Source organism: uncultured Ruminococcus sp. (assembly GCF_947301925.1).
Lineage (GTDB): Bacteria > Bacillota > Clostridia > Oscillospirales > Ruminococcaceae > Ruminococcus.
Genome location: NZ_CAMYUE010000002.1, coordinates 490,588 through 511,475, shown reverse-complemented (window position 1 = coordinate 511,475; position 20,888 = coordinate 490,588). Strand labels below are relative to the sequence as shown.

Annotated in this window: 15 protein-coding genes; 12 read left to right on the top strand and 3 right to left on the bottom strand. The window is 39.3% G+C overall.

The window, feature by feature from the left end; genetic code table 11:
* Window positions 1–3: 3 nt before the first annotated feature.
* The 4 genes from Q0Y65_RS05650 to Q0Y65_RS05635 are packed head-to-tail and all read left to right on the top strand — an operon-like array spanning window position 4 to window position 11,825.
* Window positions 4–1,539: a hypothetical protein gene (locus Q0Y65_RS05650; protein ID WP_297958049.1), complete on the top strand. Its 1,536-nt coding sequence runs from the start codon at window positions 4–6 to the stop codon at window positions 1,537–1,539.
* 1 nt (window position 1,540) lies between these two features.
* Window positions 1,541–6,754: an ATP-binding protein gene (locus Q0Y65_RS05645; RefSeq protein ID WP_297958047.1), complete on the top strand. Its 5,214-nt coding sequence runs from the start codon at window positions 1,541–1,543 to the stop codon at window positions 6,752–6,754.
* Window positions 6,747–7,574, top strand: coding sequence for a hypothetical protein (locus tag Q0Y65_RS05640; protein WP_297958045.1), 828 nt, complete (start codon window positions 6,747–6,749; stop codon window positions 7,572–7,574). Before Q0Y65_RS05645 ends, Q0Y65_RS05640 begins: the two co-directional genes overlap by 8 nt.
* A gap of 9 nt (window positions 7,575–7,583) precedes the next feature.
* Window positions 7,584–11,825, top strand: coding sequence for a hypothetical protein (locus Q0Y65_RS05635; RefSeq protein ID WP_297958043.1), 4,242 nt, complete (start codon window positions 7,584–7,586; stop codon window positions 11,823–11,825).
* Between the two features lie 96 nt (window positions 11,826–11,921).
* Here Q0Y65_RS05635 and Q0Y65_RS05630 read toward each other — a convergent pair whose 3' ends face one another.
* Genes Q0Y65_RS05630 through Q0Y65_RS05620 form a run of 3 tightly spaced genes read right to left on the bottom strand, consistent with a single transcriptional unit; the run spans window position 11,922 to window position 13,124 of the window.
* The gene (locus tag Q0Y65_RS05630) at window positions 11,922–12,182 is read right to left on the bottom strand and encodes a hypothetical protein (RefSeq protein ID WP_297958089.1); all 261 of its coding nucleotides are present in this window, start codon (window positions 12,180–12,182) and stop codon (window positions 11,922–11,924) included.
* A gap of 39 nt (window positions 12,183–12,221) precedes the next feature.
* On the bottom strand, window positions 12,222–12,713 hold the full coding sequence (locus Q0Y65_RS05625) for an ImmA/IrrE family metallo-endopeptidase (RefSeq protein WP_297958041.1): 492 nt from the start codon (window positions 12,711–12,713) through the stop codon (window positions 12,222–12,224).
* 15 nt (window positions 12,714–12,728) lie between these two features.
* Window positions 12,729–13,124 carry a helix-turn-helix transcriptional regulator gene (locus Q0Y65_RS05620; RefSeq protein WP_297958039.1) on the bottom strand — a complete coding sequence of 132 codons (396 nt, stop codon included), beginning with the start codon at window positions 13,122–13,124 and terminating at the stop codon, window positions 12,729–12,731.
* A 286-nt stretch (window positions 13,125–13,410) separates the two neighbouring features.
* Here Q0Y65_RS05620 and Q0Y65_RS05615 point away from each other — a divergent pair, with 286 nt between their 5' ends.
* The 8 genes from Q0Y65_RS05615 (at window position 13,411) to Q0Y65_RS15760 (ending at window position 20,846) form a co-directional block, all read left to right on the top strand.
* Window positions 13,411–15,327 carry a hypothetical protein gene (locus tag Q0Y65_RS05615; RefSeq protein WP_297958037.1) on the top strand — a complete coding sequence of 639 codons (1,917 nt, stop codon included), beginning with the start codon at window positions 13,411–13,413 and terminating at the stop codon, window positions 15,325–15,327.
* Between the two features lie 123 nt (window positions 15,328–15,450).
* Complete coding sequence (locus tag Q0Y65_RS05610; protein WP_297958035.1) at window positions 15,451–16,089, top strand: hypothetical protein; 639 nt, start codon at window positions 15,451–15,453, stop codon at window positions 16,087–16,089.
* A 133-nt stretch (window positions 16,090–16,222) separates the two neighbouring features.
* Entirely contained in the window at window positions 16,223–16,897 is a 675-nt protein-coding gene (locus tag Q0Y65_RS05605; protein WP_297958033.1) for a hypothetical protein, read from the top strand.
* Window positions 16,898–17,391: 494 nt separating this feature from the next.
* Window positions 17,392–17,814, top strand: coding sequence for a hypothetical protein (locus tag Q0Y65_RS05600; RefSeq protein ID WP_297958031.1), 423 nt, complete (start codon window positions 17,392–17,394; stop codon window positions 17,812–17,814).
* A gap of 507 nt (window positions 17,815–18,321) precedes the next feature.
* On the top strand, window positions 18,322–18,681 hold the full coding sequence (locus tag Q0Y65_RS05595; protein ID WP_297958029.1) for a type II toxin-antitoxin system PemK/MazF family toxin: 360 nt from the start codon (window positions 18,322–18,324) through the stop codon (window positions 18,679–18,681).
* Entirely contained in the window at window positions 18,681–20,582 is a 1,902-nt protein-coding gene (locus tag Q0Y65_RS05590; RefSeq protein WP_297958027.1) for an ATP-dependent DNA helicase, read from the top strand. The genes Q0Y65_RS05595 and Q0Y65_RS05590 overlap by 1 nt, the downstream gene beginning before the upstream one ends.
* A complete protein-coding gene (locus tag Q0Y65_RS05585; RefSeq protein ID WP_297958025.1) occupies window positions 20,575–20,754 on the top strand; it encodes a hypothetical protein in 180 nt (59 codons plus the stop codon). The genes Q0Y65_RS05590 and Q0Y65_RS05585 overlap by 8 nt, the downstream gene beginning before the upstream one ends.
* A complete protein-coding gene (locus Q0Y65_RS15760) occupies window positions 20,736–20,846 on the top strand; it encodes a DUF3789 domain-containing protein (RefSeq protein WP_363293515.1) in 111 nt (36 codons plus the stop codon). The genes Q0Y65_RS05585 and Q0Y65_RS15760 overlap by 19 nt, the downstream gene beginning before the upstream one ends.
* Window positions 20,847–20,888: the final 42 nt, after the last annotated feature.

Here is a 20,888-nt window from a genome sequence, read left to right as displayed (position 1 = left end):
CTCATGCTCTATGAATTGTTTCCACAGGGTGCTCTAACCCCTGATGCAAATGACTGCTCTATACAGAGTCTATTATTCGGACACAGAATTAAACCTCAGCAGACACGTTATGAATACTTGGCAGAGTTTTTACAAATTGCCATGTCGAAAAAACGTATTGTCGATGATAATTCGCAGTCTACTAACGAAATGTTTATTATTAGTGATAAAGTAAACGACCACATGATCGAATACACTCCTATTTCAAACATGGGACTTAAGCGTTTTATTTTCTTTGATAACAGCCGCCTTGATACCAAGTCTGCCATTGATGATGAAGCATATAAGAAATGTGTTAAGATAATAACCGATAACATTGAACAGGAATCTACACAGCTGGAAGATAAGGAGGCAATTTTCGTATTACAGAATATTCTATACGGATTCAGCATTGAAAATGCCGGTCGTTCATGGTTTAACAAGAATCTGCTTCCTGTATGTCCTGAAGTTCTGTTTCCTGAATCACTTGCGAGAAAAGGTCACAGGGAAAGAGCTTCGATTGACAGTGTTTCTACCGATAATTCCTTTGACTTCAATAGTTATACATATATGGCAAGAGGCGGAGAAATATACTATCTTCATCTTCTTCACGCTCTCAATAACGCAGAATGTGATAAAAAGGAACTTCTTGAAAAGCAGATAAGGATGATGCTCTCAGGAATTCCTCAGCTTAGTAAGATAAGTGAGTACATACAGCAAAAATGGGAAGATGAAATGGATTTCTATGATCGTGATACAGATAAACCAGCAGTCCGGAAAACCATGAAAGCTATCCCTCTTGATTATGAGTACAGGGACAAGTATACTGTGTCCGAGCTAACTACCTTCCTTGACAACCGTATCCAGCCAATGGAGAAACTTGATTTGCTTTCCTATGGAATTGTGATTCAAATTTTCCGAATGATGATAACTATTGCTGCAAAAGGTAGTGAAACAGCAGGCTCAGTCTGGCTAATAGATACCTGTGAGCCGGACAAAAAAGAACACGCAGAAGTCAAAAAACTTGCTCATCACTGTTTCTCTCTGAATGAAGAAAGCTTTACCAAATACATCGACAAAGGCATAGCATACTTCTATCCTCATGATGATGAAGATAAAATCAACAAGAGAAGGAAGGGAGCTTCCGATGACACCATTAAGGTTATAAGAAAACTCGGTAAAAATATGGGTATGATTATTCCTATGAACGGACCGGATATGCGGTATACACTTCCCGAAGAGATACTAAAATTCCTTGTAATGTCGCTCATACCTGTCGAAAAAAAAGTAACCTTTGACAATTTCCTTGATATGCTCTATGAGCATTTTGAAATTGTGATTTCGCCGGAACATTACGCAAGAGCTGTCTCAGAAAACAAAGCTCCCTATCAGTCAAACGTAACATTCCTGCAAATGAACAAATCTGACTTTGCTCAGAAGCTCAAAAACTGTGGTTTCCTGCGTGACCTTTCTGATGCGACATCTATCGTAGAAAACCCGTATGAAAGTGAGGCAGATTAAGTTGAAAAAGCTGATAAACGAGATCATCAACATGATCGAAAATCAGATGAAAGTTCCAGATAGAACCTATCTGCTCAAACTGGAGGACTTCGATACTCCTGTAATATACATGGAGATTTGTAAGCACTTTTCATCCAAAAGTGGTCTGAGATTCATATCAAATCTTGAATATAGTAAATTGACATTCTTTATGGAAAAGAATAAGCCGGAGTGGGTACCTGCTCTTGAGTATCTCCGTGATAACGGCTATGCAAAAAATGAACCGCTGACTTTCTTCCGCAATCAAGCTGCCGCTTCTGTTACAGGTACAACTCTGTTCCTGCTAATGGGTGCTGAAACCGCACTTGACAGAGGAAGTTTGAAGGACTTTACACATATCTCAATGAATGATATAGTTGAACGCCTTAAAAAGGATTTCAGTATATGGTTCACCGATCTGCTGAGTGATTTTAGTTCTGACACAGAAAAGAGTAGCAACTGTATCAACAATGTTTACAAAGACCTTTTCCGTCATATCAACATTGATGCAATGCAACTCAGCCGGTTTGTAGATGATCTCAACAACCATGATATAGATACCCTTGATGGGCTTGTTGAACACATTTACGGTTCTTTACAGCAGTTTTGGGGCATTCCATCTATCAGAACAAACATCAAAAAGCCTACCAAGAAGCCTTTGAAATACATTTCAAGCGCATACCAGTTTATAAACAATGCTCTGACCATCAGTTCTGCCAAAAGATCAAGTCTAAGCAAAAAACTTGATCGATTTGCAGAAGATAACGGAATCGACGAAACAGCTCCGTTTGAAGGGTTTAGCACTTTTTCAGAGTTTCGTTCTTCGCTGGCAGAGTTCATTGACAATAAGAAAATAAACGAAAACCGTCAGAAGTTTATGGAGACTGATTTCGGTATCGTATCAAATATACTTGATCTCGCCATTGATGATGAGCCGAAGCCGCCAAAAGAAAAGGTATATAAAGTCAAGGGCGAACCTCTTACAGTTTATCTTGAAATGCTAATTTATTCATGGCTACGGTTCAGAGAAAGATTCGATCATGATCCGCTTACAACCGAGGTCACCGTTACAGCTATCCGCTTATCAAACTGTACTTCCTCCGATGATGACGATGATGATACATCACTCAGTACCCATTTCGACAACATCTGTACTTATATGGGCGGTATGCTTGACTATATCAAAGATAAGGGGCTTGTAAATTCCAATATTAGCGTCCGTTATTGTGATGACACCGATCCATTTCTTACTGATAACCTTGATTATATAAAATCAAAATTAAAAACTATCAATAAGTGGGGCGTAGACTCCGAGATCAAGTTTGAGATACTTAATGTTGGAGAATCCGAGAACGAAAAGAAAAAAACAGAGGTGAAGTGGAGCTTTTCTCCTTATGCTAACTGGAAAAACGCTTTCTCACTTCTAAGGCATCTCTGTACTAATGAACAGAATGGTATATCTCCGGAAGCGCCTCTCCTTACCACTTGTAGTAATATGGACGAGCTTATTGCAAGCGAATGTGAAGATGAATTTTTCATAAAGCTTGAAAGTATCCGTTGCAAGATTCTTTCAAACTATTCAAGCGCAGTAAATAAGACCTTTAAGGAATGCTTTGCTAATGAGTTTGCCCTGCTTCATCAGTCATTTTCAAAATGGACTGAGGATGTACTCGAAAATGGATTTTTTAGTTCAATTGCATCCATGAATGAACTGATAACTAACTATACAGACTTACTTGAAACCATAACGAAGAATTATTCAGGGTATACCAGTGCTGTCCAGAACAAGATAGGCTATATTCTTAATATCTTCAATATCATTTCCGACTCTGATTTCCTTGATAGTGCCAAGTCATCGGAAGTTATTGTGCCTGCGTATAATCCGGCAATGCTTGAAAAGATCATTGCGAGGAATGACTATATCATTTTCAGCTTCCGTGATCTTATAAACTACCTTGAAGAACTCAAATTCTCCGAAATTGAGAGTAAATTTAGAGAATTTGGCAAGCTTGCTGCTATTACACAAGGCGTGGATATGATACCGTGTGGAAGCGACAAACTAATCTGCAAGAATGTATGGGGATTCTATGCCATTTATTACGGGGAAAACAAAAAGAACTATATCAGCAACATTGAATTGATTCCGGAGGAAAACGACAGCAATGCTGATGTTTCCGAACAGTCAAACATCATTCTTCACCACATAATGAATTATGTTCGTACTTTCCCGTCCAGGATAGACGGTCTGAATGTCGCTTTTGTTTCTCCGACCGAGATACAATATGTGGTTGAAGGAATCAATAAGGTAACCAATGAGCTTGAAAAGAAAAAGGTCAATGCTACCATACATCTGAAAGTGATATGCTTCGGCGGATCAAAGAATGTCAGTGGTTATCTGAAATACTGGTTAAACAACTACATGAACAAAGAGCGTACTGTAACTCTCAAGACCTATTTACAGTATATTTCCCGTGACAAGTTTGAAAACGAATTGCCAGGACTGCTTCATAACCAGGACATCTGCTTTATATATGATATCCTTCAGACCGAAAACGTTCAGTTCGATCAGTATCTCTCCAGTGACAAGCAAGAGCTTGAATATCAGGTGAATTGTCAATTCCCGATGACTTTTATACCTGATACCATCTCATCTTCTCACGATTATAAGAGAAAAGTAAACATTTCTCAGCTTCAGTTCATTGTATCGAAAGCATATACGCAGCTTACAAATAAAGTAATGCAGCCTAATGCTGTTGATTCGCAGTATAAGGTTATGCAGGTGCTTGAACTTCAAAGTAAACAGAACGCACTTCTGAAAATAGCTCATGATTGTTGTCGCTGGGTAGTATGTGAGGACAGGGCTATCGACAAAGAACTTCTGAATGCTGATGACAACAGGAGAATTATCGGTTTTACAACTGGTGAAGGCTGTTTTGGAGAATATAACGTAACTGTGTCAGCACGTTATGACCTGCTTGAAGATATTAAGGCAATGCTCAAGCAGCGTCTCATTGGTAAGTTCACAAACTGGAGTATGGCAAGAGCTGAAACGTCTGCTGAATACTGTGTCAATCTTACTGAGTCTTTTGATGGAAGCAGAATACTGAAAGCTCTCAACCCCTATGATTATGAAATACATAACTTCCTTGCATATGCACTAACAGTCAAGATTCTCGGTATAGATCAGCCTGATAACGGCAAGTATGTACTGAGAAGTCTAATAAACCTTGACAATTATCAGCACTGGTTCAAGAACAATGAGACACGCCCTGACTTTATGCTGATTGAAATACCAAACAATGATGATATTGCCGATACAGGCAAGCCACTTGATGTTTCGGTAAAGATTATCGAATGCAAGATGAGCGTGAATGTTGAAGGGTATTATGATGAAGCTGTTGGTCAGGTATCAGCTGCAATGAGTTCTTTCTCACAGTATTGGAACGAACATAATAATGGTATTGACAGAAGATATTGGTTTACGCAGCTTTATCGTGCTATTGTCTTCTCAAAGCTCAGCCTTGATGACAACGATCCTAAGTATACAGCTATCAATTCCAAAATATACAATATTTTGAGCGGTGAATTCAATATACACTGGCAAGGCGAAGTGTTTGCCTTTGACCTCAAGGGTGACGATGACAACACAGAACAGAATAATGATGGCACTTTCGACATAAACGTACACACCTATGGTCAGACCTCCATTCAGAAAATGCTTCTTCCTCGTGATGATGGTGAAACCGTTGAATATATCGAGATTGACCAAAACACTAATTCTGATGAAGAGGAAGAAGAGTACGTAGAAGAATCGGAAACCTCAACTGGCATCATCTTCACAGGCACCGGCGACACTCACGAAAGCCCGAATACTTTTTCCTCCGGCGATGTAGAAGAACCGGTTAATCCCGAAGTTTCAGACAATACAGATATATCTATTTCTACAGAAAGCTCTGATCCCACAACACCAGATAGCAACAGTACAACCCAAACTGAACCTACAATCACATCCACAGAGGATAGTGATACTCCAAGCGTATCTGATGAAGCCTCTGAAAAGAAAACTATTGCCAATGTCCGTATTTGGCTCGGAAGCGATATGAAAAATGGCGAAAAGATTTACTGGGAGTTCGGAAACAAGAGCCTGAACAATCGCCATTTGCTTATAAACGGTAACTCTGGTTGCGGTAAGACTTACTGTATTCAAGGGTTGCTTATGAGTGCTGCCCGTCAGGGTATATCCTCGGTTGTCTTTGACTATACAGGCGGATTTACCAATAGTAAACTCGATCCAGTTTTTAAGCAGGAACTGGCTGACAAAATTGAACAGAGAGTTGTCAAAGCAGTTAAGATACCTATCAATCCTTTCAAGAAAGGCGATATTCAAATTGACGAGGATATCTTTGTTCCTGAAGAGGATATTGATGTTGCAAGTAAAATAGCTGAAATAATGACAAGTGTATATAAATTCGGAGATCAGCAGAAGAGTGCTGTGTATTCAGCAGTACTGAACGGTCTTAGGACTTATGGGGACAATATGAGTTTCCAACACCTTGCTTCTGAACTGGAATCCCTCGATAACAACTACTCGAAAACCGTATTAAGCAAAATACAGCCCTTTATTGATATGAATCCATTCGCAGCTGATGATAACTTTGGTTGGGAAGCAATAAGAGATTCAGAAAAAGGAACTGTATATGTCATGCAGCTTGCCGGATACGGCAGAGACGTTCAAGTTCTACTGACAGAGCTTATGTTATGGGATATATGGAGTTTTTGTAGTAAAACTGGAGACGAAACCAAGCCGTTCATTCTTGTAATGGACGAAGCACAGAACCTTGATCACGGTGAGAAGTCTCCGAGTGCAAAGATACTTACAGAAGGCAGAAAGTTCGGTATTTCAGGCTGGTATGCAACTCAGTTCATGAAGCCACAGTTATCCGATGATGAGATACAGAGATTACAGCAGTCAGGTCAGAAGCTGTACTTCTGTCCTCCTGATGACGGAGTAGATACTGTAGCCAAGAACCTTGATACAACACCACAGGGCAAGAAAGATTGGGCAGCCCGTCTTAAAAAGCTCAGAAAGGGAGAATGTGTCACTTCCGGAAGTATGATTAAGAACGAAAAATGGACAGTATATCCTCCGAAGGTTATCAAAGTTCCAAGTATGCAGGAGAGACTGGATAATGAATGAAACTACTTTTTCTTATGACAGCGTAAATTTTCACAAGACCTTTTCCCCACAGGATTCCTATATCACTAAAATAATGGAACTTGCAAAGTCCTGTTATACAGGCTCAAAGGAAGAAATTAGTGAAGAAACAGGGATTCCGACCGGAAAAACAAGTGGTAAGGTTGTTCCCCATATACTGTATGCACAGTATATGGGGCTGACAACACACTCTCTTTCAAAGGGAAAGTATACACTTGAATTGACCGAACTCGGCAAAACCGTTCTTGAAAACGATAAATATCTGTTTGAGGACATTTCAAGATTGATTTGTCATTATAATATGTGCAATGAAGATACGGGAGCTTATCTCTGGTCATTCATATACAGCGGATTACCGTTAATGCTTGATGAAACCATGAGCGAAGAAGCTATGAAAAAGAAGTACAATGACTTTTTTATGGTAAAGGCAGATCTCGGCGCGCTCAGAAAGTCATACAGCGATGACGGATTTTTCGCTCTACTTGATCTCCTCGATTTTTCTGAGGGTATCCGCATAAACAGCTCATATTATAAGGATGAGAGACTTTACGTTTATGCTTATGCTCTTTTCAGTTCATGGGACAAAAAATATCCTGAAGCTCAGGAAATCACAGCAGATCAGATAATAGATATGAAATGGAACAAGCGCTTCGGCTTTGATGAAGACGAAATGCTGTTTGCTCTTGAACAAATGGAAGGAAAACAGTTGATTAGACTGAACAAACAGCTCGTTCCGTATACTGTTATTAAAAATGCGGACGCAGCTGATGTTCTTCCGCACCTATACGAATTATTGAATTAAGGTGATACAATGCAGATAAGAGATATACTGAAATTTAATAAGGACAAGTATTTCGGCGGTGCTGTTCAGGCTAACTGGTTTTATGATGCTGACAAGGTAAGTGCAATAGCAGATAGCTATGTTTTTCATGGACCGAAGTATCATGGTGTCAACCAGCAGGAATGGCAGAATACAAGTTACAAATTAAATGATACGGCAACCTATGCGATGAAGCTTGCAAAAAGGGCTTCTGAAACAGAAAGCAACCGCTTCTGTATGACGATTGCCGGATACGGAACCGGTAAATCTCATTTGTCCGTTGCACTGGCTTCACTTCTCTCTGGTCATGACGAAGAACTCCGTCAGTTGGTTCTGAAAAATATCTCCGCTGCTGACAGACAAATAGGCGAAGAAATCATAACAGATCTTCGTAAGAATCTTGTTATTGTTCTTAATGGTATGCGTGACTTCAACCTTAATAGTGAAGTTCTGGCTACTGCTAAGAAAGCCCTTGCACAACACAACCTGTCTGCTGATATATTCGATGAGCTTACTACACAGTACAAGCAGGCTATTAGTTTCTGCAATAACACTTTTGAAACACATAAAGAACGGTATGAGTATTATCTCGCCAATACCAGTCTGAGTGGTTCGGTAACACCTGAAGCAATATGTGAGGCTCTCGAAAACGCTGACAAGGCTGTATTCAACGCTGTTAATGAAGTATACAAAGAATTCATGGGTACATATATTCATGCTGAATCAGATGTATCTGCCGCTGATGTACTGACTCTACTTGTAAAGAAATATTGCATCGAAACCCCTGTATTTGATCGTATCTACATTCTATTTGACGAATTTGGAAGATACATAGAGTTCACAGCCAATAATCCCCGTGTTGCCGGCGATTCATCATTACAGCAGATATTTGAAGCAGTTCAGAATGCCGAGGGCAGAATAGTTTTTGATGCATTCATTCAGAACGATCTGAACTCATACATAAGACGAGTAGAAAATGCCGGCTCAAATATCTCCCGATATGTCGGAAGATATGAGAATAGCGAAAAATTCTATTTGTCATCAAATTTTGAAACAATACTTGCCAATCTGATTGAAAAGAAAGACGAGAGTGCGTTTGAACGGATAGTTACAAGGAACATAGATGACGTTTATGCTCATTTTCATAAAAACACTTTTATGAATCTATGCAATTGGGCAGCTCCGGAGATCAACAAAAGAGCCGTTTGGGTTAATCAGAGGATGTATTTTGATGTAATCGCTAAGGGTTGCTATCCGATTCATCCTATTACAGTATGGTTTCTGGCAAATACTTCGTCATGGATGCAGCAACGTTCTACTATTGCCTATACTGCCGAAATGTTTGAGGCTATCCAGAATAATGAAGTAAGTGGAAGATGGCTTCCTTATATTTATCCAGTAGATATTATCGGTACAAGTCTGTTTGATGAAATGCTCAGTTCTGAGGAAAAAGGCTTCGTGGCAAGTCAGAATTGTCTTACATATCAGACTATTATTACAAAACTCGATGGCAAGATAACAGAAAATGCTGTTAAAGTGCTTCGTGCTATACTGATATGCAGTATCCTGAAGTTTAAATTCTACGATCGTAACAGCGCTCTCAGCTGTTTGAAACTATGCTCCGGACTAAACGAAGAAGATACAAATACTGCTGTTGCTGGACTTGAAAATGAATACTGTGTTATCACATATGATACAGAAGCCAATCGTTTTGACCTTAACGCAGAAGCTCATGGCAAACAGGAGTACACCATTTGCATAATGAAGAAGATGACTATGCTCCGTGGCTATGATCCGATAGATGAGATGGACGAGGAACTCTCAAACGAATTGAGGCTGAATGTTCCTGTATCAACTGCTTTCAGTCAAGAAAATAGTATATCCTCACTGGAGTGGCAATATAACCAGATACTTATCAATATTTCTAAGATAAATGAAATGTACTGCCGTTCTCTTATGGCAAAAGTTAAGGATGCGACTGACGGTGAGATGTATCGTGGCATTCTTGTATACCTGTACTGCGGCAAAACATCGGAAAGAGATATTCCTATTGTCACGAAGCTAATCAAGACTTTGGAGCTACATAAGTTACCGATTGTTTTCTGTCTACTGTTTGATGATGATGAAAAGTGGTTTGGGCATCTGAAACGCCGTGCGGTATATCGCAAATTCACAGAATCCGAAAAAGAAATGTATGCTCGATTTCTTGGAAAAGAGAGTCGTGCGATAATACGAGCGATTTCATCAGAGTTTACTCGTATGACCGGCGAAAAGAAGATACTTACTGAAAATGGCATTGAAACGCTGACCGGCAGAATCAACCAGCATTGCTATGATAAGTTCAAAAAATGCTATCCTAATACAATACCATTCTCTTTCACGGAGTTTGAAAAGAAAGCTACCCCTACAGCTAAAAAGACGCTTCTTTCCATGTGCCGTAGTATGTTCACAGGTACGATGTGCAACAAACAATCTTATCAGGGGCTTGATCCAACAGAGAAACGGCGTATTGTTACCGCATTGCATACTCAGACACCATCCACTTCATGGCAGGTTTTTGATGCTAATTATAATCTTTGCGAACCGAGAAACGCCAAAGTAAAGAAAATCTATCAGGAAGTAATGGAAAAATTCTCCGCTGATAGTCAACATACCATAGGTCAGTTGTTTGGATACTACCGTTCTGCACCATACGGTCTGAACTATTATTCGCTCTTCTTATTTATCATTTATGTCCTTTCGCTGAACAGCAAGAAAATAAGCATATTTGATGGAACAGTCCTGATGACTAAGCAACAGTTCATTGACACCTTTCTACAAAGCGACAGAAAGATGCTTGAAAATCTGATGAAGCTCCGTGTTGTACTCAAAACACAAACAGACGATGAAGCACTAACCGATCTAATAAAAGACATACAACAACTTGTATATACCGAAAGATGCTCAGAGTACTCAAAACAGCTAAAGGCACTTGTTGAAGCTTCAGAGAACATCGACTCTATCAAGGGCGAAATTGCCGCCTGTGAGATGAAGTTACAGCAAGGTGTTAATTACAATACTACAAAATATGGATTATTAACCAAAGCAGAAAATGCTATTGAGACGTGCAAAAACACATTCAGTCTGATACAAATCGTTTCTGTGCTGTCAAATGTAGAAAAACCAGAGGTTGACAGCAAGATAGAAGAATACTCAGAATTCCTGTACAGTCCAACTTATGTTGCCCGTGTAGAAAAATTACTGTCTGAGGCATCAAAGACGCTTGATGAGAACTTCTCTCCGTTTGTTTCAAAGCTGAAATGTTCTTATTCGCAGTCAAGTGAGTTTAAGAAGAAATATCAGCAGACCGCCAAAAAGCTTCAGGAACTCGGCAAGAAGGAGTATGCAAGCATACTGAAAGCACGTATTGATGTGGTTTTACAAGAAGCAGAGCTTGAACAGAAATACGCTTCTACCATAGCAGATGCTCGTCGTTTCATATCTGCTATTGATAATTCCGTTCATACATTCGATTTTCCAAAGTGTGAGGAAACATCAGCACAGCTTTCTGGCTGGCTTGACACATTCAATGCTGCAAATGATATGGTAAGTTCAGTAAGGGACGAATTCGTTCGCAACCTCCACGAAGCTCAGGAGAAGGTTAAGAATCAGAAATCTCAGCTTGACAAACAGATACAGCAGATTCTAAAAGAAATTGAAGAGCCAACTGAGAGTTATGCACTTCTGTCCGAGCATATTTCTAAAGCTATTCGTCTTAACCCTGATGAAAAGACAGTGATTGCTCTCACAAGTACGCTGAATCTTATTGAAGAGTTCATAAAAGTCAAAAAAAGCATAATTCAAGCTGATAATTCAATAATTGAAAGTCTTGAAGAAGAATACAACAACAAATGGAAAGGTACTGTATGTGATCGGTACATGACGGAATATATCCTTTCGCTAAAAGATATTCAGGCTCAAAAACGAAATGAATGGCTTAGAAAGAATATTCAGAATATACGTGATTCGATTGAAACAATGACGGTATCACAGTGTGTCCAGTGGCAAGGAACAATGACCGAACTTCCAGAGTTCTTAACAGAAAATGACTTAGAAGTTATAACACTGCTTTCTTCTGCAATCACAGAAAAGATTAAGACTCAAAAAATCAACGGTATTATAGAAATGTTTGTAGCTCTTACAGCTGAAGAGAAAACAGAATGTTTACGTCGATTAAATAATTTTAAGGGCTAAAGAATTGCATCTAAACTATTACTTTAATAATATTTTCCTATACTCTTAAATACAAAATTTTTCTCTTTCACATCATCAACTGCTTTAATGTTTTTCTTATATACTATAAATCTGAGTAGAAACTTCAATGTACTTCTTCATTCTGGGCATGGCAATATTATACTGAATCTGTTTTTGAATCTCAAAGATCCGGCAGCGATTCTTAATGCCCAATTCTTTGAGTGCCGGAGATATCGCCAGTGTTATCGCTCCATCTCCACGAGTAGGACCGGCTACGACTAAAGGGACTTGAAAGGGATCATAGCCTCGGGCAACACATTTTACGCTTGCATAAAACGACTTTAAGTCGATACACATATAGACTCGTCCCATAACTATGTCTCTTTCAGTAAATCATTAAAATAGCCTTATATTACCGCTGTAATTCTCGTATTCATATCCTCTTCGTACCATATCGGCAATCTTTATATTCAACAGCTCTTCCGGAAAGCACAGGATCTGAGCGGCTTCCGCAACACTGCGTCCTTCACGGAAAAGGGCGTCCAGCTCATCGTCATCAATATTAAGATTAGCCAGGAAGCGGTTGGCTTCAGCTTCTGTTTTGTCGCGCATATTGAAAAAGGTGAATTCACGTAATGTACCTTGCATAGCGATATTAGCGTGAAGGACATGATGCCCAAGCTCGTGACCGCAAACCAGAAGTTGAGGTATCCGTTTTATTGTAGATGATATTATAATTACGGGTTCATTGTCAATGTAAGTATATAAGCCCTTTAGAGAGCCTAAAGGTGAAACGGATACCTTAACGCCAAGGTATTCGCATAGTACAAAGGGGTCTGTGGTGCCATATTTTTCTTTTAGTTCTTCAACTACTTCAAATATAGTCATACGAACGCCTCCCCGTTATTCGTTACTGTTCTTTGCCTTCTCCATCTTAATTTCCCAATATAACTTCTGAAGAGCATTGAATACAGCCTCTTTGTCTTCATCAGATAAAGCTCCGCCGGCAAAAAGACCTGCAGCATCTGATAACAGTTTTTGAGCCTGCTGCTTACCGTCTGCTCCGTATGCTATAGTTGCGGTTTTTTCAAAGTCTCCCTTATTATCGTATTTCCAGAAATCAACAGAAGTCTGGAAATGTTTTGCGAGGCTTTCATAAACCTTTTCTTGTTTCGGAGTCCTGTCACCTGCTTCATAGAGAATAATGGTCTTTCTTGTTACCCCTATGATTTCAGCGATTTGTTCCTGCGTCAAACGACATCCTATGCGGACCTGCTTCAGTTTTTCGGCAAATGTCATAGTGATCTCCTCTTTTTAAAGTGTATTTGAACGAATATTGTTCACATTTTGATGTAACCATAATATATCACAGAACATCTGTTTTGTCAATAGGTTTTAAGCGAATTTCCATAAATTCATCATTGTCAATAATCGAAGTACACATTTTTCAACAACATAGACAAATCAAAAATGTTCTCTTGACAAGGTCGATTTTAGGTGATAGAATATAGCCAAGGAATTTTCGAAAGAACGTTGTGTAGAATGGGAAAGAGATATTAACTGACATAATGATAGGGGGATTTTTATGATCAGATATATCAATAGAGGCCCTGAAGTAACTATTCAGGATCCACTGCACCCAGGACAGTATAAGAAATATAAAGACCTTAATTGGCAGGGAATGCCGGAAATCATCTCGTTCACCGACTATTTACGATGGAATTATACCTTTAACTATGGAATGCACATAAGGAAACTACACGCAGAACACGTCTTACCAATACCATATACTATAAAACCTAACTCAAAGATACTAAACGTCACAATCGTTACGGGAAAATATGATCGAGTGGACTACTCGTCATTTCTGTTATACGTTATTTGTGACGTTTTTTTCAATTGTGATGGTATTCTTATTCATCAGGAATACTGCGTAAGTGGCTATTTCAGAATGTTCGGCCCATCCGATTTCTTTAATAGCGTTGAAATCTACAACAGAAAACGTATTCGTTGCCAAGCTCCACTTGATGAATTTCTTGTTCCGGTAATGTCCAAAAGCGGTTTTGATATAGTTGCAGCAGAAATCCTGGATAAGTATTATAACAAGGAATATGGCTATAACAATCGAATAAACGGTAAAGCACTTGCTGAAGGTATGGGGTATACCATCCAGTATCGGCGTCTATCGGTAAACGGCAACCTAAAATCAAAGCTTATTATTGATCGAAAAGACGTTGTTGTCTACGATAGCAAGGGCCATCCGATAACACTGTTGATACCTGCAAGGACGATTCTTGTAGACAAGTCACTTAAAGAAGACGCTAAGCTCGATAACGTTATAATCCATGAGTGTGTGCATATTTACTTGCATAATCTGTTTTATTATGCTCAGAGCCTCTATCGTAGTGTTATTGGTAAAGAGGTTCCAGAATTTCTTGACTATTTCTATTCAGAAACGCAGAAGGACTGTATACGCTGGATGGAAACGCAAGCGAACTCCATTGCAAGACATATCCAGATGCCTCGAGGCGAAACAACTGACTTTATAATCGATTTCATCGACAGACATGATGAAGAACTGAGCTTTGATGATTATCGTGAACTGATTGATATGGTAAAAAACAGGTTTGGAGTATCAAGATATGCAGCCAAGAAGCGTATCATAGAACTTGGTTGGACTGAGGTACGAGGAGTTTACACTTACTGCACTACCGGTTATGTAGACGATCATGAAATCGAAAGCCGGCTGCCTGCGGATCAGACCTATACACTTCCCTTGAGGTGTATAGCTCAGATATTCGGAGAGTCCAAAGAGTTTGCTACGCTCGCAAGCTCCAGGAGATATATTTACATTGACGGTCATATGTGTCGCAACGACGAGAAATACGTTATCAAGGAGTATGGCGTAGCTTTCGGACTAACAGAATACGCAAAGCATCATATGTCTGAATGCTGTATTAGTTTCAAGCAGATATATGGTAAACAGGAGTATTCATATACTTACGGCGAGCTTAATAAAGAGGATCTGAGGATCATAGTTGAGCATACCCTTGATAGCGAACAGAAGAAAAGACTTCGTCTTGCCATGGACGAACGTAAGTCTGAGGGACAGAAACTCGGCAATAAAGCTACAACCAATCCTCTCGGAGAGGCTATAAAGTTCCATATGAAGCGATGTAAAGTAACTTCAGATATCCTTGCTGATCGTTCAGGGCTTGGTATAGCCACTATAACGAAGTTAAGGAACGGCAAGAAAGTAAAGCTAGAGACAATTCTCGCTTTTAGTGTAGCATTGGAACTTGAAAAGACTTTTATGCTTGACCTTGTACAGAAAGCTAATCTCAACTTCGATGCACGAAATCCAGCCCATAATATGTATCTCACAATACTTGAACTTTTACCAGACGCTAATGTATTCCAGATCAATGAATTCCTGAAAGAAGAAGGATTCACTCCCTGGACTCAGGAACGAGAGCTCAAACAAGAACAAACAGCAATATGAATGCTGTGTTTAGTCAGCGAGAGAAATTTTTACTTGACAATGCAATGAACTTATGATATTATATAATGATTTGAAGAATTCAAATGGACGGTATGGGATAATACGTTTTAAGGAGTATTGTATATGCATAACTTTTCGTATGTATCAAAAAAAGAGGCTGCACCATATAAGAATGAGATCATCAGCCTTTTAAAACTAGTCCAGAAAGAAGTTAAGGAATACTTCACCTTCCGATTTGATTTTGTAGGCAGTTCAAGCAGAAATATGATAACTTGCGAGAGAAACGGCAATATCGGTTATGATTTTGATGTGAATATCGAGCCGAACGATCCGGAAGAGAAATATCCTGCATCCAATATCAGAAGGTTCATATTTGATGCTATACAGAAGCATATGGGTAAATACGGATACGCTAAGATAGAAAACTCAACAAGCGTAATTACCATAAAAGCAATTGACAGGGATAACCGTCGGATCGAGCACAGCTGTGATTTTGCTATAGTATTCCATTGCAGTAATGGGCAACAGCAATATATTCGCTATAATAAATTTGCTTGCTCATATAGCTGGGAGTACCGTGGAAACGACTATTATATCGGTGATAAACTTCAATGGATAAAAGACAATCACTTAAAAGAAGAGCTTCGTGAGTGTTATCTGATCTATAAAAATCGGAATAATGATCCGGAAAAGCATTCAAGGACTATACTTGCCGAAACAGTAAATAATCTTTACAACGAATATATGTATAGACGAATGTAATATAACGGAATTACCTTTATAGAAGAGAAGGGGGATTGCTCAATTCCACTTTTCACAGCGAAAGACCTAGCATGGACGGAAAAGGTATTGACTGGAAACTTCTGAATTGATAGAATGATAGGAGGATACACTAATGAATATTAGGCATAAAATAATCGTTTCAAATGATATAATAAAACTCTTTAGCACAAATAAAGATAAATCTAAAGAATATGAACGGCGAGTGAATGATATTATTAATTTATCAAAGGATGTGTTTCTAGAGAAATTTAAATACAACGAGAAACAATCTAGAGGAGAATGCGATTATGTAGGCCTTGCCTCAGGCAAGAAATATGATGCTAAAATACCTTTTGAATCAAAGCAAATTAGATTATTGACAGATGGCAAATTACAATCTCCACAGATTATCAAATGGCTAAAGCAATTGAGTGATGAAACAAGTGACTTCAGTCCGTTAAAGCTACGAGAAGATCCAAATTATAGTGTTACTTCAACAAAACTTTATAAAATAATGAGAGAGCAACTTTTAAATGACAAACCAGATGAAGATATAATATATTTTATTCCTTTTCCTATTGTAATTTATTTTGCTGACGGAACACAATTCTTAAATCAAGCTTCAAACTATCTTAATATAATCTATGAAACAATGAAAAACGAAAATATTCTTTTAAATAGGAAGATTTATGTTATTCTCCCATCATCTGAAAAGAACATTTGGACTTTAGTAGATTTAGAGAAAAGAATAGTTGAGTTTATAGAATATAGCAATTTAGAAGAATACATATCATATGAAATGATGTAAAAAAATGGAACGACATATAAAATGCTATATTAGATTTATCCCCATTCTAAAAAAGAGGCTCGAGAGCCTCTTTTTTGTGTTCTCATTTTTTTGAAATACCCATATTAAAAATAGGAGTAAAATCGTCGATTTTTATCTGATTACCACCACATCGTCACATAAAATCTCGAATAATTGTGAGAAATGCTCTATGAACCGAGGTTTAAATACACATTTATCAAGGAGTTGTACAAAAAACAACTCCTATTTTTTATGTCTGTTTTCACATTATATTCTATGGTAATATATAGACACAGTCAAGGGACAGGATTCCGTGGCTGAATATAATATTCAAAGCCTGATATGCATTAAGGGCCGCGGATACAAATATGGCTTTTCTTGTGAAAATCATATATTTTGTACCCTTTCCTTGTCATGCCATATTCAGGTGAACTCGGAGTCTGCGTACAGGATATATGCAGGCTCCATTTTTTGTGTCCGCAGGAAGGACACAAATGGGATATAATCATGGGCTTGAAAAGAAGAAGTTCGACGAGGAATGGCAGAAAAACGAAAAGCTTTATCGAGAACTTGGCATGACTGATGAGCAGATAACAGCTATATGGGAGTTTGACTATAAGACTTTTCGTTCAGACAGAGTGTACTTTGAAAAGAAAATGGATCTTTCAGAATATGAGGAGACTCTTCAAAGTGATGATTCAAACATTGACGAGTGCAATATTGAAGAAAACTGGCATGAGTACATAACGGACATTGATAAGAGAAGACAGTTGTCCGAGCTGCGTCCGGAACAGCGACGAGCTTACTATCTATGCAAAATAAAGAATATGTCTCAGCGGGATGCTGTTGTGATAATAAACAAACCGCAGTCTTCAATAGCTCGCTGGATTGTAAAAATCTCCAAAATTTTGAAATAGCGGTTCAAAACAGCCTTTCCCAACGGCTACTTAGTGAAGGGCAATAAAGCCCTTCGCCAAACTTGACAATTGAATAGCAGCGCATAAGTGTGCAGCAAGATCGGTGTGGGCAACAACCCTACGAGCCGCGGACATCCATACGCCACGACCTCGGAAACGAGCGAGCGATAAATATGAGCATGACGGTGGGAGCGAAGCCACTCCTATTATGGCAATGACAGCCGATTTGCGCGCCCGTCCGTAACAACGGCTCTGACTCCGTAAGGGCAGAGAGACAAGGATCTGCGTGAACAGTGAGGACTCTGTTCGGCTTATGCGCTCCCTTCCCCGGAGGGCGTCAGAAATGACGAGAGATTATCCGAGGCCTTTGATTAAAGGAAAATGCCGTCGCACAGCGTGACGGTAAAGTACCCCTGCGGGGGTGCGTCTGCGTATGAAACGATATATGCGGACAACGATAAACGGGACTGTCGCAAGGCAGTCCCACATACATAAAGGAGAGATACGATGCTGATACCAAAACGTGGAGAAATGTACGTTGCCGATCTGGGACAAGGTATTGGCTCAGAACAGGCAAATGAACGCCCTGTGATAGTAATACAGAACAACAAGGGCAATCACTACGCCGATACTACGATAATAGTCCCTATAACTTCGCAGATGAAAACTCAGATACCAAATCATGTAATAATCCATTATGGTATCCTTACGAAGTACAAGGGATGTGTACTGACTGAGCAGATAAGAACTATTTCAGTATACAGATTGAAAAAGTACATCGGCAGGCTTAGTGAAAAGGATATCCGAAGAATAGAAAAAGCTCTGCGGATAAGCCTTGATCTGAATAATAAGGAGTGGAAATATTGATGAAAATAAAGGAATTGCCGCTTGACACAGCGGTCAACAGATTTTTTGATGAGGCTGCAAGAAACGGACTTGAACGTCGTCCAGGTCAGGTCGAGATGTCACAGGAGATAGCACAAGCTATTATGGATAAGAGATCATTAGTGGTTGAAGCTGAAGTCGGTATCGGAAAGTCAATTGCCTATCTTGTACCGATAGTACAGCAGTTTTTTCGTGATCGCAGACAAGTTGTGATAGCGACATCAAATATAGCATTGCAGGAACAGCTCGAGCGCGATGTAAAGAACGTTCTAAATATGATAGGCGTAAAAACTAAAGTCGAGGTGGCAAAAGGAATGAAGAATTACATATGTCTAAGGGAAGCAAGAAAACATCGCAAAGAAGATGAAGAGTTTGCAGCTCTCTATGAACTTGCATTACACGGCGTACAGCGTAAATCCGAACTTAGCGTTACTGACAAAGCTTGGGATAAGGTTTGCATAAACTCAGTAGGTCAGAAATGCGATGACTGCAAATACAGAAACAGATGTGAGTATCTTCAGATGCGTGAGCGTATTCGCTGTAATGATTCAATCGTTATTTGTAATCAGAATATGTTGGCATCGCACCTGATCAACATGGAATCAGGCAGAGGGATATTCAAAGGCAATCTCAGCACAATAGTTGTTGATGAAGCTCATAACCTTGAAAGTAAGTTCAGGGACGCATTTACCACATCTTTCAGCCAGAAGGAAATTAGTAGAGAAATCCTGAAAGTAACACACAATAGAAAAAACACTATGTCGCGCCTTATAATCGAAACTTTAAAAATGGTCGATACTTTATTCAATTTCCTTAAAAACGACATATCCCAGCAACAGGCAGCTGCTGTTGCAGATATGAGGACCTTCTATTACAGACCGACTAATGAGATAAAACAACTGCTTCTAAAGCTACGATCCAATATGAGGGAGATAGAAATGAAGACAAATCGGAGGCTGTATAGCCTTCAAATGCTGAGAGAGTCTGAAAACAATTCAAATCTTGTATGGCTATCCAATGAACATGGAGTTCGAATAAACGTGTGCAAAAAGGACATTCGCCGGGATATAGGAAGGCTACTGTTCTCAAATGCAAGAAGAACAATATTGACTTCGGCAACATTAACATCTCAGAATTCAGGAACACTCAAGGAAAGATATGGATACTTCATGGATAGCCTCGGCTGTCCTGATGATGTAAACATCTCCGAACCAAAGAAGTCACCATATAACTATGATGAGCATTCTATGATGTATGTTTCAAATAAGCTTCCGTGTCCAAATAGGTTTAACAGAAAACGATACCGCAGAGAAGCAGTTGAGGAGATAGTAAAACTGTTAAAGGTAACTCATGGAAAGTCACTTATACTCTTTACAGCAAAGGAAGACAGAGATTATGTCTTTGGAAAGCTGTCAAATATGGGCTTGCCGTATAAGATAATGATCCAGAGCGGCGACTCATCTCAGGAGCATAGGCTCAGTGATTTTCGAAAAAATGTTAATTCGGTGATCCTTGGTACCGGAACCTATTGGGAAGGCATCAACGTCGAGGGCGAGAGCTTGTCACAGGTGATAGTGTTTAAGCTTCCCTTTCCTGTTCCGGAGCCTATAATGGAATACAAAATGTCTAAAGTTGAGTGTCCGCTCATGGAAGTAGCAGTACCTGAGATGGTAATAAAACTGAAACAAGGAGCAGGACGTCTCATCAGGAGTGCAGATGACAAGGGTATCGTTTCGATACTCGATCCAAGAGCAAGCAGCAGACTGAAGACAGCATATAAGGAGGAGGCACTGTCATCACTACCCGAAAAGAGTATAACCGAAAAAACAACGGAGCTCAAGAAGTTCTGGAAAAGTATAAGGGAGGAAGATAAAAATGAATGATAACAGACCGGGAATAGCAGACTATATGATAGCAGTAATGGACCAGATAATTGGGAGTGCTGCAATAGAAAAGGAAATATCTGAGTCCGAGAAGATAAGGATTCGTGAGATCAACGAAGTGACTGTTACCGAAAGGTACATGACTATACGAGAATGGGAGGTAAACACATGATTCACTTCATCGCAGGTGCTATGTTTGGAGGGACTATGGGCGTTTTGGCAATGTGTCTCTGCATAGTGGCAAGCAGAGCCGAAGAACAATAGAGTGTCCGGCGGTTTACACAAATGTGAACCGCCGCATTTGTT

Coding starts and splice junctions, on each gene's coding strand:
- Q0Y65_RS05590 (WP_297958027.1), top strand. CDS start 18,681: ATGAAAATAAAGGAATTGCCGCTTGACACAGCGGTCAACAGATTTTTT.
- Q0Y65_RS05595 (WP_297958029.1), top strand. CDS start 18,322: ATGCTGATACCAAAACGTGGAGAAATGTACGTTGCCGATCTGGGACAA.
- Q0Y65_RS05585 (WP_297958025.1), top strand. CDS start 20,575: ATGAATGATAACAGACCGGGAATAGCAGACTATATGATAGCAGTAATG.
- Q0Y65_RS05635 (WP_297958043.1), top strand. CDS start 7,584: ATGCAGATAAGAGATATACTGAAATTTAATAAGGACAAGTATTTCGGC.
- Q0Y65_RS05625 (WP_297958041.1), bottom strand. CDS start 12,713: ATGACTATATTTGAAGTAGTTGAAGAACTAAAAGAAAAATATGGCACC.
- Q0Y65_RS05615 (WP_297958037.1), top strand. CDS start 13,411: ATGATCAGATATATCAATAGAGGCCCTGAAGTAACTATTCAGGATCCA.
- Q0Y65_RS05640 (WP_297958045.1), top strand. CDS start 6,747: ATGAATGAAACTACTTTTTCTTATGACAGCGTAAATTTTCACAAGACC.
- Q0Y65_RS05605 (WP_297958033.1), top strand. CDS start 16,223: ATGAATATTAGGCATAAAATAATCGTTTCAAATGATATAATAAAACTC.
- Q0Y65_RS15760 (WP_363293515.1), top strand. CDS start 20,736: ATGGGAGGTAAACACATGATTCACTTCATCGCAGGTGCTATGTTTGGA.
- Q0Y65_RS05650 (WP_297958049.1), top strand. CDS start 4: ATGCTCTATGAATTGTTTCCACAGGGTGCTCTAACCCCTGATGCAAAT.
- Q0Y65_RS05620 (WP_297958039.1), bottom strand. CDS start 13,124: ATGACATTTGCCGAAAAACTGAAGCAGGTCCGCATAGGATGTCGTTTG.
- Q0Y65_RS05630 (WP_297958089.1), bottom strand. CDS start 12,182: ATGTGTATCGACTTAAAGTCGTTTTATGCAAGCGTAAAATGTGTTGCC.
- Q0Y65_RS05600 (WP_297958031.1), top strand. CDS start 17,392: ATGGGATATAATCATGGGCTTGAAAAGAAGAAGTTCGACGAGGAATGG.
- Q0Y65_RS05610 (WP_297958035.1), top strand. CDS start 15,451: ATGCATAACTTTTCGTATGTATCAAAAAAAGAGGCTGCACCATATAAG.